General features: G+C 60.3%; 11 protein-coding genes and 1 pseudogene. 6 read left to right on the forward strand and 6 right to left on the reverse strand.

Going from position 1 to position 15,778, the window contains the following annotated elements; translation table 11 throughout:
* The first annotated feature begins 9 nt into the window (after window positions 1-9).
* The 4 genes and pseudogenes from C486_RS05955 to C486_RS05965 all read left to right on the forward strand — a co-directional run bounded on the left by C486_RS05955 (window position 10) and on the right by C486_RS05965 (window position 3,591).
* A complete protein-coding gene (locus C486_RS05955; RefSeq protein WP_008454159.1) occupies window positions 10-1,002 on the forward strand; it encodes a ribonucleotide-diphosphate reductase subunit beta in 993 nt (330 codons plus the stop codon).
* A gap of 642 nt (window positions 1,003-1,644) precedes the next feature.
* Entirely contained in the window at window positions 1,645-2,127 is a 483-nt protein-coding gene (locus C486_RS22190; RefSeq protein WP_008454160.1) for a hypothetical protein, read from the forward strand.
* Between the two features lie 21 nt (window positions 2,128-2,148).
* Window positions 2,149-2,368, forward strand: a pseudogene (locus C486_RS20070) (IS6 family transposase); the annotation flags it as partial.
* Window positions 2,369-2,787: 419 nt separating this feature from the next.
* Window positions 2,788-3,591, forward strand: a complete 804-nt coding sequence (locus C486_RS05965) for an IclR family transcriptional regulator (protein WP_083866003.1) — start codon at window positions 2,788-2,790, stop codon at window positions 3,589-3,591.
* A 90-nt stretch (window positions 3,592-3,681) separates the two neighbouring features.
* Here C486_RS05965 and gdhB read toward each other — a convergent pair whose 3' ends face one another.
* Together gdhB and C486_RS05975 are read right to left on the reverse strand one after the other, a co-directional pair.
* On the reverse strand, window positions 3,682-4,971 hold the full coding sequence (gene gdhB / locus C486_RS05970) for a glutamate dehydrogenase GdhB (protein WP_008454163.1): 1,290 nt from the start codon (window positions 4,969-4,971) through the stop codon (window positions 3,682-3,684).
* A 119-nt stretch (window positions 4,972-5,090) separates the two neighbouring features.
* Complete coding sequence (locus C486_RS05975) at window positions 5,091-6,401, reverse strand: class-III pyridoxal-phosphate-dependent aminotransferase (RefSeq protein ID WP_008454165.1); 1,311 nt, start codon at window positions 6,399-6,401, stop codon at window positions 5,091-5,093.
* A 1,482-nt stretch (window positions 6,402-7,883) separates the two neighbouring features.
* On the opposite strand from C486_RS05975, the gene arcD reads away from it, so the two are divergent.
* Window positions 7,884-9,350 carry an arginine/ornithine antiporter ArcD gene (arcD, locus tag C486_RS05980; RefSeq protein ID WP_008454167.1) on the forward strand — a complete coding sequence of 489 codons (1,467 nt, stop codon included), beginning with the start codon at window positions 7,884-7,886 and terminating at the stop codon, window positions 9,348-9,350.
* 521 nt (window positions 9,351-9,871) lie between these two features.
* Here the strand turns inward: arcD and C486_RS05985 are convergent.
* Both C486_RS05985 and rocF read right to left on the reverse strand, forming a co-directional pair.
* Window positions 9,872-11,191, reverse strand: coding sequence for a class-III pyridoxal-phosphate-dependent aminotransferase (locus tag C486_RS05985; RefSeq protein ID WP_008454169.1), 1,320 nt, complete (start codon window positions 11,189-11,191; stop codon window positions 9,872-9,874).
* A gap of 169 nt (window positions 11,192-11,360) precedes the next feature.
* Window positions 11,361-12,314, reverse strand: coding sequence for an arginase (rocF, locus tag C486_RS05990; RefSeq protein ID WP_008454171.1), 954 nt, complete (start codon window positions 12,312-12,314; stop codon window positions 11,361-11,363).
* Between the two features lie 20 nt (window positions 12,315-12,334).
* Here rocF and C486_RS05995 point away from each other — a divergent pair, with 20 nt between their 5' ends.
* Window positions 12,335-12,697 (forward strand): hypothetical protein, encoded by a 363-nt coding sequence (locus tag C486_RS05995; RefSeq protein WP_049910208.1) that lies wholly within the window; start codon window positions 12,335-12,337, stop codon window positions 12,695-12,697.
* Between the two features lie 159 nt (window positions 12,698-12,856).
* Here C486_RS05995 and C486_RS06000 read toward each other — a convergent pair whose 3' ends face one another.
* Complete coding sequence (locus tag C486_RS06000; protein ID WP_008454172.1) at window positions 12,857-13,657, reverse strand: IclR family transcriptional regulator; 801 nt, start codon at window positions 13,655-13,657, stop codon at window positions 12,857-12,859.
* A 142-nt stretch (window positions 13,658-13,799) separates the two neighbouring features.
* On the reverse strand, window positions 13,800-15,332 hold the full coding sequence (locus C486_RS06005; protein WP_008454174.1) for an aldehyde dehydrogenase family protein: 1,533 nt from the start codon (window positions 15,330-15,332) through the stop codon (window positions 13,800-13,802).
* Between the last annotated feature and the right edge of the window lie 446 nt (window positions 15,333-15,778).

Genomic DNA, 15,778 nt, shown 5'->3' on the forward strand with positions numbered 1-15,778 from the left:
ACTACGACAATGCCCATTATCAACAACGACACCGAACACGACCCGAACAAGATACTCCCGATCGACTACGACTGGGCCCGCGAGTATTACGAAGCCGGTGTGAACAACAACTGGATTCCCGAGGAAATCCCGATGCAGGACGACATCACCCAGTGGAACGGCGACGCCCTCTCGGACGCCGAACGACAGCTCGTCGAGTGGAATCTCGGCTTCTTTTCGACGGCCGAGTCGCTCACCGCGAACAACATCGTCCTGGCGGTGTATGACTACGTCACAGCACCCGAATGTCGGCAGTACCTGCTCCGTCAGGCCTACGAGGAGGCCATCCACACGGACACGTTCATCTACTGCTGTGACTCGCTCGGATTCGACCCCGAGTACCTCTACGGGATGTACGACCGTATCCCCTCGATTAAGCAGAAAGACGAGTTCGTGGTCGACTTGACCCGGGTGATCAACAAAGACGGCTTCATGATCGAGACGGACGAGGATCTGCGGAACTTCCTTCGTGACCTCGTTGGCTTCTACGTCATCATGGAGGGGATTTTCTTCTACGCCGGGTTCGCGATGATGCTCGGCCTGAAACGCCAGAACAAGATGGTCGGAATCGGGCAACAGTTCGAGTACATCATGCGTGATGAGTCACTCCACCTCGGGTTCGGCGTGGACCTCATCAACCAGATTCGAACCGAAAATCCCGGCGTCTGGACCGACGAATTCGGTACCGAGGTGGTCGATCTGATTACCGAAGCGGTCGAGTTAGAGAAAATCTACGCCTACGAGGCGTGTCCTGACGACATCCTCGGCATGAGTGCCAAGCAGTTCGCCGAATACGTCGAACACATCGCCGACCGGCGACTCGGGCAACTCGACTTACCTGAACAGTACGGGACCGACAATCCGTTCCCGTGGATGTCCGAGCAAGTCGACCTGAACAAGGAGAAGAACTTCTTCGAAACGCAGGTGACGGAATATCAGAGCGGAGGCAGCCTCGACTGGTAGCGTTCGGCCACGTTCCGTATAGCGACGCGATCCCTGACTGTCCCCGGAGCATCGCTGTCTCTCTGCTCGAGGAGGCCTTACAGCGTCTCTCGAACGGATGAGCCGCGACTACTGGCAGTCAACAGCGCAATCGCGACGGGACGCCTTTCGAACTATCGTACAGTTGCAACACGTCGACTGGCCGGCCGACGAGTCGACACCACTCTCTGATCGACTTCCGTTACCGCTCTCTACTTCACTCCATTCGTCCGCATTATCCTTTCAGAAACTGTTTCTGTCGTGGAGTGGGTCGGTGCAAAACGGCCAAAACCGACGGTTCAACAACTACTGACCCATGATTGCAGAGCGACGGCTACTGCTGGAACCAGCCAATCTGAACGATGTCTCGCGAAGCCTCACAAAATATTTAGCCCCCAAACCGGGAAATATTGTATGCAACGGCGACAGGTCATCTGTCTACTCGGTTCGAGTAGCGTTCTCGGCACAGTCGGCTGTCTGGGCAGTACCGAGTCTGAACCGGCAGGCCGGGAAACCGAATCGGACCCCACAACGACTGCACCGCAGTCGTCGGCAGCCACGTCACCCACGACGAACTCCTCGCGTGTTCGCCAGTGGGCGAAAGAAGCCGACTCGAGAGGCCCTGTGCGCCCCGACGGCGAGCCAATCAGTGTCGACCGGACCATTACCGACGACCCGGGCTACGAGCAGGACAATGTGGAATACTTCCCACAAAACAAGACTGTTCGATATGTAAAGCTCAGGAGCGGCGACGAGCCCCTCGAGTACGGTACCTGGTCGTTCGAAGAGTGGGGCGAAATCGAAAGCGCCGAGGTGGGCGCGGCTCGAGCGCGGACGGTCACGGCCCGTCGACTCGGCGTGGAAGAGGTCGGCAGTGGTATGTCGAGCCCGCCGGATGATGCAGAGACTGAAGGGATGGTTATTACCGTTCAGATCTCGAAGGCACTTAATCGCGATGGCGAGGTCGTAAGTTGGCCGGTGGCAACGTTTCCGGCCCTCAAAGAGTCGGCACCGCAATCGGTCGATGTGACACTGTCAATCGAGGGCGACACCGTCTCCCGACAGGTACCGGTGTACGTAAGCTACAGTATTATGCACTACGATTAATAGGTTCGTGCGCGACTCTGCTACGATCTCTCGGATACTGAGTTTCTTGTGGACCAATTCGGCTATCGGACTGCTTTCTCGACTAGGGTTGAGCGATCGGGTCAACTATACCGACCGAAACTGCACCGAAAAATGGCATCACACTCTCAAAATGCGGATCGACCGCTTCCATAATTCGTGAGTGGGCAGTCGGGCGAGCGTCCGCGAGTGGTGTGAACAAATTCTGCACTACAACCGATAGAGATCACACCAAGCTCTCGATGAAAAGACATCAACAGAGGAGGTTCGGAACTAGATTATGTCGTCCAAACATACCTACCCAGATTATTTTATAATTCAAAATTATTAATATAATGCCGAGTTGTTCACCTCGTATCCGCTGAGAAGACCAGTCTCGGCTTCTACGTGGACCGAAGGAGAGCGACGACAGCGAGGAGAGATCCGTCGGGCTGTCCGGTCGCGACTGCATTGTGAACTCGAACTGTACCGGATAGCCTCCGGATGTCGACACGAAAGGCCCGGCGTCCAGCGAATCGCAGGACGGGTTCGGACGGAAGACGATCATGGCCGGATTCGTCGATCGGTGTGACGGGGTGGAACTGTCTCGGACGGGAGTTTGGTATATACAAACCTATATGCCGCGATGCGAACATGAACGACATGCACGCCGACGACTCGACCGGTTCACCCCGCCGCATCAAATCCATTCAGACAGCGAGTGCCATCCTGGAAGCGATACAATATCTCGAGAGCCCGACGTTTACTGACATTTGTAATGAAGTCGAGATTTCGAAAGGGACGGTCCATACGTATCTCGAGACGTTAGAGAACGAAGGGTTCATCGCAAAATCGGGGAAGAAGTATCAGCTCGGGGTCCGGCTGGTAACGATGGGTGAGAGCGTCCGAAATCAGACCGACATCTACCGTGCGGGTCAGGACGAGGTGGAAACACTCGCGGAGAAGACTGGTGAGTGGGTCCATCTCACGGTCGAGTACCAGGGACAAGAAGTAACGCTCTACGAAAGTAGCGGCGACAGAGCGATCGCGATGGATTACCACCTTCGAATGCGGGAGTCACCGCAGTACCTGTATCACACGGCGGCTGGAAAGGCGATGCTGGCGTGTTTCGACCGAGAACGGGTCCGGGAGATCATCGACCAACAGGGGTTCGTCCAACGAACCGAAAAGACGATCACCGATCTCGAAACGTTGTTCGACGAACTCGAGCAGATCCAAGCTCAGGGGTACGCGGTCAACGACGAAGAGGAAGTGCGGGGCATGCGTTCCGTCGGAACCGCAATCACGGGACCCGACGCCACCGTCTGCGGGGCGATAAGCGTAACAGCCCCAACCAGTCGCCTCTCCGGGGACTACTTCGAATCCGAGATTCCCGAGTTAGTAATGGAAGCCGCCAATATTATCGAGGTGAACCTCGAGACGGCTGGCGTCCAGAAGCCACGCTAAGTCCGGGAACCGAGTCAAAAACGGCGTTTCTCACGGATCGGCGTCGGTAATCACGCCGTGAGACGTGTCTTCAATCGTCGGTCGCCCGCCCTATGGCCAGAGTCCGCGGGCTTCTTTTGCCTCGCCGATGCGGTTGAGCGCTACGACGTACGCCGCATCCCGCCAGCTTATGTCACGGCCATCGACTTCCGCTTTCACGTCAGCCCACGCGTCGAGCATCGCCTCCTCGAGTTCGTCGTTGACCCGCTCTTTGGACCACGTTCGGCGGTTGATATCCTGGAGCCACTCGAAGTAGGAGACGGTGACCCCGCCGGCATTCGCGAGGATATCAGGAATGACGTGTTTACCACGCTCGTGAAGGATCGTGTCCGCGGTCGAGGTAGTCGGGCCGTTTGCGCCTTCGACGATGATGTCGGCCTGGATCCGTTCCGCGTTGTCGGCCGTGATGACGTTCCCGATGGCGGCCGGGATGAGCACGTCCACGTCCAGTTCGAGGAGTTCCTCGTTGGAGACCGTGTTCGAACTGTCGTACCGCATCACGCCCTCCGGCTCCTCCTTGTGGGACGGTACGTCTTGTGTCTGCAGTCCGTCAGGATCGTACAGACCGCCGTTGACGTCACTGACGGCAACGATGTCCGCACCCCACTCGTCGAGCAGGCGGGCAGCGTTCGCACCGACGCTCCCGTACCCTTGGACCGCGATCGACACGTCGTCGAGACTCTCGTCGTAGTACTCGATCGCTTCCCGTGCGACGATGGCGACGCTCCGCCCGGGGGCTTCTTCGCGACCGTAACTCCCGCCGATGACAGGCGGTTTACCGGTAACGACGCCGGGAATCGTTTCCCCTTCCTGCATGCTGTACGCGTCCATGAACCAGGCCATCGTCTGTGCGTCGGTGCCCATATCGGGTGCGGGGATGTCCCTGCTGGGACCGACCTCGTCTCGGATTTCTTCCGCGAACCGTCGGGTGAGACGTTCCTTCTCGTCGTCGCTGAGGTCCTTCGGATCGACGACGATACCCCCTTTCCCGCCGCCGAACGGGATATCCATAACGGCACATTTCCACGTCATCCACATCGCGAGGCCGACGCACTCGTCGGCGTTGACTTCGGGGTGGTAGCGGAGTCCGCCCTTGTAGGGGCCGCGAACGTCATCGTGCTGTGCTCGATAGCCGGTAAAGACGTCGACGGAGCCGTCGTCCCGCTCGAGCGGAATGGAGACCTCGACGACTCTGGTCGGGTGTTTGAGGCGTTCGATGACGCCGTCGTCGACATCGGTCCGGCTCGCAGCGGTACGGAGTTGCCGGCGAGCCGTTTCGAGGGGTGATTCGGTCGTCGATTCGCTGTCCGATTCGGAGTGGGTGGTCTGCTTCTGTGTCATTATTGGAGTCGGGTGGTAGTGTGGAGAGTCGTGATCGGCCGGCGACGGGCGTCGTCAACACGTGGGCACGTGCCTGACTCGTGCCGACGGGGCCGCGCGATCATCAACTGGATACTCGATTACGATTCGACGTGGTCGATCGCGTCGTCGAGGAGGTCGATGGCGATGTCGAGTTCGCGCTCGCGAACGTCCAGCGGCGGGAGCAGTCGAAGCGTCTTTTGCCCGCAGCCCAGCGTCAATAGCCCTCGCTGGAGGGCAGCGTCGACGACCGCCTCTCGACGGTCTTTCGTATCGAACTCGACCGCGGTCATCAGCCCAAGTCCGCGAACGTCGACGACCGTCTCGGGGGGACTGTCCTGCAACTCCTCGAGCTGTCCCAGGAACCGCTCGCCGGCCTGTGTCGCGTGACTGAGGAGGTCGTGTTCCTGTATGGCTGCGAGCGTGAGCGTTCCCTGAATCGAGGCGAGGATATCGCCGGCACCCCACGTCGAGGAGATACGGCTCTTGTCATCGGGGAAGATATCCGCGGACGAGATCGTCGCGCCGACGCGAAGCGCTTTGGCGCTCGTGATAACGTCGGGGTCGAAGTCGAAGTGGTCCGATGCCCACATCTCACCGGTCCGGCCGACGCCGGACTGGATCTCGTCGGCGATGAGCGGGATGTCGTGTTCGGCACAGAGGTCGTTGACCGCACGCATGAACTCCGGCTCCGGAATCTGATACCCGCCTTCGCCCTGTACTGGCTCGAGGATGAGGAAGGCGACCTGCTCCGGCGGGATGTGGCCGTGTTCCGGGTCCAGTTTCTCGCGGAGGCGTTCGACACCGGCCATACTGTGGGGGACGTCGTGAATGCCGCTGAGTTCGGGGAAATCACGGCGGTGGACGGATTTCGACCGGTTCAGCGAGAGCGTCCCGAGCGTGCGCCCGTGGAACGCGCCCTCGAACGTGAGTCCATATTTGGGCTGCTCGCAGTTATCGTAACAGATCTTCATCGCGTTCTCGACCGCCTCCGCCCCGGAGTTCGACAGGAAGACCGTGTCCATTCCGTACTGATCGGTGATATCCGTCAGCGTGTTCATCAGATGGGCGGGGCCGGGGAGTTCCGTGTCGTCCGGCGTGCCACCGGTGCTGACGTAGAAGTCCTGACCCGCGATCTTCAGCGGATCGACGAGGTCGAACTCCTGCAGTTTGTCCATCAGTTTCGGGTTGTTGTAGCCGAGCGGAGCAGCAGCGACGTGACTCGTAAAGTCGAGCAGAACATTGCCGTCGGGGTCGGTACAGAACGGACCGACCGCGTCTTCGGTGATGTCCCAGACGAAATCATAGACGTACGTGCTCGTTGCTGCCGCCTCGCTGTGAAACTCGACCCACTCCTGGGCCTTTGGTCCCGGTAATTTTTGGACTGTTGGCTCAGCTTTTTCTCGCTGCATATACTGTCCTGTCCGCTACCACGGCATAAATATTTCGTACAATAGCCACGTGTCGACACTGGAGAAACGGCAGCAAGTGTTTGAGATTATCAAAACAACGTGTGCGTAAGCATCTGTCGGTCGCAGATCATCACGGACTGAAACGAAGGAGTCCCATTACAGCCGTATGAATGTATGAGTTTGGTTGATCGGCCCTATCGTCTCGGCCTGCCAACGGAATCACGGGCGGAAAGCGACAGTCACTGGAGAGAATCCTTTTGACAGTCACGAACGAGACCGTACGCAGTTCGACGCGGAACGGCTGCTACCGTCAAGCGATAGGTGTGGCTCCGTTCGCCCGATATTCGGTCGGGTCGGCGTAACACGATTCGAGCGACGATCACTCACGGTACACCTGCCGGCATGACGAGTTGACGATCAGCGTCTCATGCATTTCAGCGGTCGGTCTACCCCCCATTTTCCGATCGACTCACGATTGCACGACCGGCCGGAATAGCGATGGGTGTTCCGTTTACTCCCGTGCCGATCGAATACCGTCGCTGAGCGCAACCCGTTCGAGCGAGTGCGTTAGACCGCGAGACGCTCGAGCCAGTGTCCGCCCTACGCCCACGAACGAACTCCAGCGAGAGTGCTACTGATATCCGCGATAGCAGAACGCGACTCGGAACGTGGACTCGAGCAGGTAATACCGATTCTGAGTTCGCATATTTCAAACAGACGAATCGCCCGTGCTGACCGGATTCTCGGCGGGCGCGACCGTGAATCAAACAGCCAATTACACATATATGATTGTAACAGAAGTGTGTAAACAAACCCGGTTCTCCCATCTCGAAGCGGGACTGGCACGCGGACAAGCAGGCGTCCGCTGCTCTCGATCGGCCCGGCAATGCAACGGACTGTGAGCGTGTCGGAGAATCCCAGTCGTTCCGCAACGAACTGATATCCAGGTTCCAAACCCGGTTTAGGACCGTCACGCGGCCCGAACCGCATTCTCATCGCTGTCGGCATCCCTGACTCATGCCCCGGCGAAAGCGACCGGTGAATGGGAGCAGGTGATCCTCCTCGGGGACCGTTTCGAGAACCGATGCGATCGAAACTCGAACCGAAGCGATGGCGAATCTCCGTGGTTCGCTCGAGCAAGTACCGGCCCGAACCGAGTGCAACTCCCGTACGGAACGAACGAGACGCGCTAGTCACTGAGAACGCGTCTCGAAGCGTGTAAGTGCCCCTCCACAACCGAGATATTTATTCGTGATAGTCAAACTAATCAGTGCTCTATTGAGTGTGGTGTTACCATGGAGACCGCTACTGGACGGTCTACAAGAGCACAAGATACATAAACTATCATTGCAACCGTTGAACCGGCATGCATTGTCAACCCTACCCTTACGTAGCGACTATACTGACGAGTGGGTCTCGAGGAACGGCTACCTGGACCGCGGAAGCGTCCGCATCTCGCTTGGACTGTAGCGTCTGAGAACAATGGAATACGATATTCAACTCTTCGAAGATCTCGATCCGGACGCCCGTCCTTCGTTGGGGGAGGCGTTGGTGCCGGTCGTGGGAATGCTGACGTTCCTTGGTATCGGCATCGGAATATACGGGCTCGATCCGCAGTTCCCCTTGTTCTGGGGCATCACCTTTACCGGGTTGTTTAGTTACTACTGGCTCGGTGTTTCGTGGGACACGTTGTACGATGGGATCACCCAAAGTCTCCTCATGGGGCTGCAGGTGGTGTTCATTCTCTTTATCGTGTATGCGCTCATTTCCACGTGGATCCACGCGGGGACGATTCCCGCGATGATGTACTACGGACTGAGTCTATTGACTCCCGCGGTGTTCCTCCCGATGACCGCGGTGATAACCGCCGTTATCACGTTCGCTATTGGGTCCTCGTGGACGGCAGCGGGGACGCTCGGCGTCGCCTTCATCGGAATCGGCTCCGGGCTCGGTCTCCCCGCACCGATGACGGCCGGCGCGATCCTCACTGGAGCGTACACGGGTGACAAGCAGTCACCGCTGTCGGACACGACGAACCTCGCAGCAGCTGTCACCAACACTGACCTCTACGATCACATCAACGCGATGCGGAACGGAACGACGCTCGCGTTCGGAATCAGTGTCATATTGTTCGCGATCCTCGGCCTCCGTGCCTCCGGCTCCATTCCGGCCGATCGAGTCGCCGAGATCCAGACGGCACTCACTGGGACGTACACGATCTCACCGCTTGCGTTCGTTCCGATCGTGGTCACGTTCGCGCTCGCGATATACGGCATTTCCGCGATCCCGGCCCTCGGAACGGGGATCTTTGCCGGCGCGGCGACCGCGCTCGTGCTGCAAGACACGGGCTTTGAACAGATCTGGACGGCGGCCCAGAGCGGTACGAGTCCCGAGACCGGGCTCGAGGTCGTCAACGACCTCCTGGCCAGCGGTGGAATGGTCGGCGGATCGTGGGCCGTGACGATCGCTATTTCCGCTCTCGCACTCGGCGGAATGTTCGAAAGCACGGGTATTATCGCCGTCCTCGCCCACCATCTCGGCCGCCTGAGCCGGAGCGTTGCAAGCCTGACCGGCGTGACCGTGTTCTCGTCCATATCGATGAACATCCTCGCCGCGGAGCAGTACGTCAGCATTGTCGTGCCGGGGATCACACTACGGAACCTGTACGAAGAAAAAGATCTCAAGAGCGAAAACCTGTCACGAGCCATCGAATCGTCCGGAACAGTGACGAGCGCGCTCGTCCCGTGGAACAGTGGTGCCGTCTTCATGGCGGGAACGCTCGGCGTCAGCACGTTCGAATATGCGCCGTACTATTTCCTTGGCTTTCTCTCGCCCCTGATACTCATCCTGATGGGTATCACTGGGTGGAACATTACCCACAAGGAAACAGCAGAGACAGAGAGCGCCACAGCCGAGCACGCCGAGCCCGTCACGGCTGAGCGAGAGTAAGGCTCTCGGCCGTTCGACACGGCTCGATATTCTCGCTCGACTGACCGTACGTCGTCGAACCCGGTTCGGCCGATCGTCATCGCCGCCGACTGGAGTGAGAGCGCGAATTGCGAGGCAGTCGGGACCGAGCCACGGCGTCATAACTCCGATGCGGACGCCCTGCGGAGACAGTCGAATTCCGAACCGACAACAGGTATCGGGGGCGGACACGGCACCCGTACTGCATCGAAAGCGCCGAGCAGCGATCGTCGCTCGGCTACGTGTCTCACCACGCGTAACATCCGGATGGCGACACCGTGTCGAGTATCGAATCGTCTCGCATCGGAGGGGCTCGAGAATCGAGTACAGCAACGCAGTCCAGGGGACACTCGGCCGGAGCAGAGGTGTTGGTCGCCGGAGTCCCGTCTATGTCCCTTCGACCATCGCGTTTCGATTTCGGAGCGGTGAGTCTCGCCCTCCGCCGGACTCGTTTCGAAACGCGTCGCTCGTGTATGGTCCGTCGTCGGACCCGCAGGTGGCAGTCAGACGGTCGCGGCTCGACTGATGCTCGCGATCGCCTCGTCGAGGAGGTCCACGGCGATGTCGAGTTCGCGGTCGCGAACGTCCAGCGGCGGCAGCAGTCGGAGCGTCTTCCGCCCACAGCCAAGCGTTAACAGGCCACGCTCGAGCGCGGCTTCCATGACCGCTTCGCGTTGATCGGCGGTCTCGAACTCGACGGCGGCCATGAGGCCGAGGCCGCGTACGTCCTCGAGGGCCTGGTACTCGTCCTGGAGGGGTGCCAGGCGATCGAGGAGCCCCGTGCCCTGTCGGTCAGCGTGATCGAGCAAGTCGTGGTCCTCGATTGCAGCGAGGGTAAGCGAGCCCTGAATCGAGGCGAGGATATCGCCGGCACCCCACGTCGAGGAGATGCGCGCTTTCTCGTCGGGGAACAGTTCCGACCGCGAGATCGTCGCGCCGACGCGAAGCGCTTTAGCGCTCGTGATAACGTCGGGGTCGAAGTCGAAGTGGTCTGATGCCCACATTTTCCCGGTGCGACCGACGCCGGACTGGATCTCGTCAGCGATGAGCGGGATGTCGTGTTCGGCACAGAGGTCGTTGACGGCGCTCATGAACTCGGCGTCGGGAACCCGATAGCCGCCTTCGCCCTGGACCGGCTCGAGGATGAGGAAGGCGACCTGTTCCGGCGGAATATGACCGTGTTTCGGGTCCAACTTCTCGCGGAGGCGTTCGACGCCGGCCATGCTGTGAGGGACGTCGTGGATGCCGCTGAGTTCGGGGAAATCACGGCGGTGGACGGATTTCGACCGGTTCAGCGAGAGCGCCCCGAGCGTGCGTCCGTGGAACGCGCCCTCGAACGTGAGTCCGTATTTGGGCTGCTCGCAGTTATCGTAACAGATCTTCATCGCGTTCTCGACCGCCTCCGCCCCGGAGTTCGACAGGAAGACCGTATCCATGTCGTATTTGGCGGTGATCTCCGTCAGCGTGTTCATCAGATGGGCGGGGCCGGGAAGTTCGGTGTCGTCCGGCGTGCCACCGGTGCTCACATAGAAATCCTGCCCGGCGATTTTCAGCGGATCGACGAGGTCGAATTCCCGGAGATCGTCCATGATCTTCGGGTTGTTGTAGCCGAGCGGGGCGGCGGCGACGTGGCTCGTGAAATCCAGGAGCACGTTGCCATCCGCGTCCGTGCAGAACGGCCCCACGGCGTCTTCGGTGATGTCCCAGACGAAATCGTAGACGTACGTACTCGTGGCCGCCGACTGATGGTGGAGATCGACCCATTCCGTCGCAGTTGGGCCTGGCAGTTGCTGGACGGCTGGCTCCGCTGTGTCACGTTGCATACTCTCACACACGGAGACGTGTGTCTTAAAACTCGGGGTTTCATCAAAACAGTGACTTCGTGAGCGACGACATGTGACCGGCGGGTGGGCCGCCTCGAGGAGTATCCGCTACGCTGTGTCACTCGTCTCTCCGCAGCAACAGGTTCGCCGGTCGAACGGCTCCGAAGCGTTACGCGATTCGGTTGCCGAGGAGACTGGCAGCGAGTTCAGCCGCGACTTCCGCGGTGCGGTTATCCCGGTCGAGAATCGGATTCACTTCGACGATATCGACGGAGCGAAGCAGCCCCGCGTCGCGGTCCCGGTTCGCAACGCATTCGAGTGCAGCGTGGGCCTCCCTGTAGTCGACGCCGCCGCGTACGGGGGTCCCAACGCCCGGCGCGACCGTCGGGTCGAGCCAGTCGAGATCGAGGCTGACGTGAATCTCGTCCACGCCGTCGGTTGCGATATCGAGGGCATCCGCGACGACGGCGGTGATGCCCCGTTCGTCGATATCGTGCATCGTGAATACGGTTACCTCACTGTCCTCGAGGGCGAGCCGTTCGGCGTCGTCGAGGCGTCGTGCGCCGATGATAACGGTATTCGACGGGTCGACGGTCGGGGTCGCCGTCCAGTCGAGGGCGTCGAACTCGCCGTGGCCAGTGACGGCTGCCAGGGGCATGCCGTGGACGTTGCCGCTGGGGGAGGTGTCGGGTGTGTTGTAGTCCCCGTGAGCGTCGAACCAGAGAACCCCGATGTCCGCCGCTCGTGCTGCGCCGCTGATGGTTCCCATTGCAGTCGCGTGATCGCCGCCGAGAGCGATCGGAACGTCGCCGTCCGCGATCGTATCGGCAACCTCGTCCGCGAGTTCAGCGGTCACACCGGCGATCTCGTCGATGTACTTCGCATCGGCCGTCGCAGGGGCATCGCACTGCTCGAGTCGGGGGACACGCAGGTCTCCGAAATCGGTGCAACGAACGCCAGCCGTTTCGAGTTCGGTAGCGATATCCGCATACCGGATGGCTCGCGGCCCGATGTCGACGCCGCGCCGATCCGCTCCGAGATCGAGCGGCGCGCCGAGCAGGCGAACGGTTCGAGTCGTCGATCGGTTCGGGTGGTCGGTCCTGGAGTCAGTCGGTGTCGTCATGCTGTTGGGAAGGCTCGTCGATGGGGCCGGTTCGTCGGCAGGGCGACAGTGCTCGTAGCCTGTGCGTCGCACCGTCGCTGCAACGCGGCGAGACGGACAGCAGTTCGCCACGAGACATCTCGTTTCTCGACCGCCGTCCGGAGCGTCCGCCGGGGATCGAACCGGACTCCCGCGCGGTCGTCGCGGACGCGCTCGAGCGATCGGCTCCGGCGGGTGAACTGCTGGAGTCACCCAACGTCGGTCACTGTCACGCCGTCCGCGGTCGCGACCGTATCGGAAAGGGCTGGCGGTTACAGGTAGCGACTCTCGCGGCGGCGATGAGCGGTGAGGCTGCCGGAAACACGTATCAATCACTCGGCTGTTTCGTACCGGTGCTCCAGTAGCAGTTTCCGCACCTCGGTTCCGGGTCACAAGTATCAATAGCAGTACCACATGCTGGACACCGTCGCTGGGTAGTAGCAGGCATGGTTCCGTGTATCGTCACGGTAACTCTACGGCAGCATATATACTCTTCGCAACCCACGGCCCGACAGCGAGACGGGTCAGCCGTCACGCTGTGCGGTCTCGAGGTTGACCTCGATGAGATTCGCGGTCTCCATGACGATTTCGGGAACGTCCGACCGAAACCGCTCGCCCTGCAACCGGCTGGCCGGTGCGCTCATGCTCACTGCACCGAAGATGGAGCCGTCGGGAACGCGGATCGGTGCGCCGACGGCACGCATGCCCCGGATCTCTTCTTCGTCATTGAGCGCATAGCCGTTCTCCCGCACCGTCTCGAGTGTGTCCCGCAGTTCGGCCTCGTCCGTGATCGTGTGTTCCGTCTGGGCGTCGAGTTCCTGGGCGTCGAGTATCCTGTCTCGACGGTCCGGAGCGAAGTTCGCGAGCATCGCTTTGCCGGCGGCGTTGTGGTGGAGGTACTGCGGTGTCTCGCGCAGACGGAGGTGGTAGTCGGTCGCGATCGCGTATTCGCCGCGACTCTCGTAGAGGGTGACTTCTCGACCGCGTTCTTCAGCGACGAGGTGTGCGTATTCCCCGGTGCGCTCGGCGAGTGCGTCGACTTCGTCGTGGCCCGCCATGTACAGGCTGGTTTCGTTTCGCACGTGTTCGGCGACCGTGATGAACTGTAAGCTGAGCCGGTAGACGCCGTCTTCCTCCGTGAGGTAGCCACAGTTGTGAAGCGTCCGGAGGTACGTGTGGACCGTCCCCTTCGTCAGCTCGACTTCCTCGGCGATCTCCGTGAGCGTCCCCTCGTTGAGTCGTTTGATGACGGCGAGTATTTCATCGATCTTGTGGACTGATTTGATCTCCCGCCGACCGTCTGTTTCCTTTGCGGTTCCGAACATAGTCCTGCGTCTATAGCGCCGTCGCATAAACGTTTGCATATATCAAACGAGTTTATTCGGACGCGAAAACCGAGGTTCCGAGACGGAACCGTGAAAGGGAAAACCGCCGCCGATTCGCAGCCGATTCGACTCGAGAACCCAGTTAGTCCTCGGTCTTGATGTCGGCCGACAGCCCCTGTGCCATCTCGATGTCTTTGGAGTTGTTCATCGTCCAGGCGGTGCGTTCGGTCACGGCCTCGATCGCTTCACGGGCGCTCGGGTAGCCGTTACCCGACTTCTTGACGCCACCGAACGGGAGATGGACCTCCGCGCCGATACACGGCAGGTTCGCGTACGCGAGTCCGATATCCGCGTGGTCACGGAAGTAGTTGATCTGTCGGTAATCCTCCGAGATGACTGCCCCTGCCAGCCCGTAGGGCGTATCGTTGTGGATCTCGACTGCGTCCTCGATGTCACCCGAGTACTCGAGGAGGGCGACGTGGGGACCGAAACACTCCTCGTTGAGACAGCGCAGGTCCGACTCGTAGTCGATCTCGTAGACGAAGGGGCCGACCCAGTGGCCTTCCGCGTGGCCGTCCGGAATCTCGTCGGCCTCGAGTTCGAACCGATCGACCAGCACGTTCGCACCCTCCTCGCGTGCGAGTTCGTTGTGTCGCTGGATTTTCTCGACGTGGTCGGCTTCGATCGCCGGCCCCATGAACGTCTCCTCCTCGAGGGGGTCGCCGACGGCGACGTCCTTGGCGACGTCGACGAACCGCTCTTTGAACTCGTCGTAAACGTCCTCGTGGACGATCAGCCGTTCGGAAGAGACACAGCGCTGGCCGGTCGTCTTGAACGAACTCATGACGGCCGCGTGGACGGCGATGTCGAGATCGGCTTCTTCGGTCACGACGATGCCGTTCTTGCCGCCCATCTCACAGGCCGCGAGCTTGCCGGGTTCGCCGCCGACTTTGCCGGCGATCTCGTGGCCGACTTCGGCCGAGCCCGTAAACAGGACCGTATCGACGCGCTCGTCGTCGGTGATCGCTGCGCCGGCGTCGCCAAAGCCTTGGACCATGTTGAAGACGCCATCCGGAATCCCGGCGTCCTCGAACATCTCGGCGATGATCTGGGCACACCACGGCGTCTGCTCGGCGGGCTTCCAGACGACCGTGTTCCCTTCGACCAGCGCGATGGCCATGTGCCAGAACGGGATCGCGACCGGGAAGTTCCAGGGAGTGATACAGCCGATGACGCCCCGCGGTTTCCGGCGCATGTACGCGTCCTTGCTCGGAATCTCCGACGGCACGACGTCACCGTGGGGATGGCGCGCGTTGCCCGCCGCCCACTCGACCATGTGCCAGGCCTCGGTGACGTCGGCTTTCCCTTCCGAGATCTCCTTGCCACACTCCTTCGAGACGATCTCGCCGAGTTCCTCGTGGCGATCCCGCAGTTCGTGGTAAATATCCCACAGGTACTCCGCGCGGTCGATCGCGGACAGTTCACGCCACTCCTCGAAGGCCTCGTCCGCCGCCTCGAGGGCCGTGTCGACGTCTGCCTCCGTTCCGCGCTGGAACGTCGCCAGCGTCTCGCCCGTCGCGGGGCTTTCGCTCTCGAAGGTTTCGGAGCCGGTTCCGCTCGTCCATTCGCCGTTGATATAGTGGAGATTGGCTCCACTCGCTGTTGATCGACTCACGCTAGACCCTTCTCCTGTGGCCCATATAATTGTTCATCTTTGAGCGAGCGATCCGTGACGCGACTTGCCGAAAAATTGTTTTGTATATATCAAACAGCGTTCGTGAGAGCACGGCGACTGTAAGAGCGTCGTATGCAACAGCGAGGGCGTGGTAAGCGGTCACTCTCCGGACAATAGATGATACCATGGGACTAGTGAACTTACAAAGATATGCTTGTAACACGGAACGGGACATGCGGTTTGATATTCTGAAATAGACTGGTATCGTGATGGGAATTTGCGGGTACCGCTGACGGCACGAACGCACGCGACGGGGCCAAACGCCTCGAGTCAGGGCAGACCGTCTCTCAGCGATAGCTCACTCCGACGGGGTGCCTACTCGTTGGACACGCGGGTCAGCATGGATCTCGTACTGTTCGTCACCCGTTAGAATCGTGTCATAGAAT

It is taken from the genome of Natrinema gari JCM 14663, assembly GCF_000337175.1.
Lineage (GTDB): Archaea > Halobacteriota > Halobacteria > Halobacteriales > Natrialbaceae > Natrinema > Natrinema gari.

What these genes read in the sequence shown, in the direction of transcription:
- C486_RS05955 (WP_008454159.1), top strand. Translation starts at nt 10, where the DNA reads ATGCCCATTATCAACAACGACACCGAACACGACCCGAACAAGATACTC.
- rocF (WP_008454171.1), bottom strand. Translation starts at nt 12,314, where the DNA reads ATGACGACACCGACTGACTCCAGGACCGACCACCCGAACCGATCGACG.
- C486_RS05965 (WP_083866003.1), top strand. Translation starts at nt 2,788, where the DNA reads ATGCACGCCGACGACTCGACCGGTTCACCCCGCCGCATCAAATCCATT.
- C486_RS05995 (WP_049910208.1), top strand. Translation starts at nt 12,335, where the DNA reads ATGGGGCCGGTTCGTCGGCAGGGCGACAGTGCTCGTAGCCTGTGCGTC.
- gdhB (WP_008454163.1), bottom strand. Translation starts at nt 4,971, where the DNA reads ATGACACAGAAGCAGACCACCCACTCCGAATCGGACAGCGAATCGACG.
- C486_RS05985 (WP_008454169.1), bottom strand. Translation starts at nt 11,191, where the DNA reads ATGCAACGTGACACAGCGGAGCCAGCCGTCCAGCAACTGCCAGGCCCA.
- C486_RS05975 (WP_008454165.1), bottom strand. Translation starts at nt 6,401, where the DNA reads ATGCAGCGAGAAAAAGCTGAGCCAACAGTCCAAAAATTACCGGGACCA.
- arcD (WP_008454167.1), top strand. Translation starts at nt 7,884, where the DNA reads ATGGAATACGATATTCAACTCTTCGAAGATCTCGATCCGGACGCCCGT.
- C486_RS06000 (WP_008454172.1), bottom strand. Translation starts at nt 13,657, where the DNA reads ATGTTCGGAACCGCAAAGGAAACAGACGGTCGGCGGGAGATCAAATCA.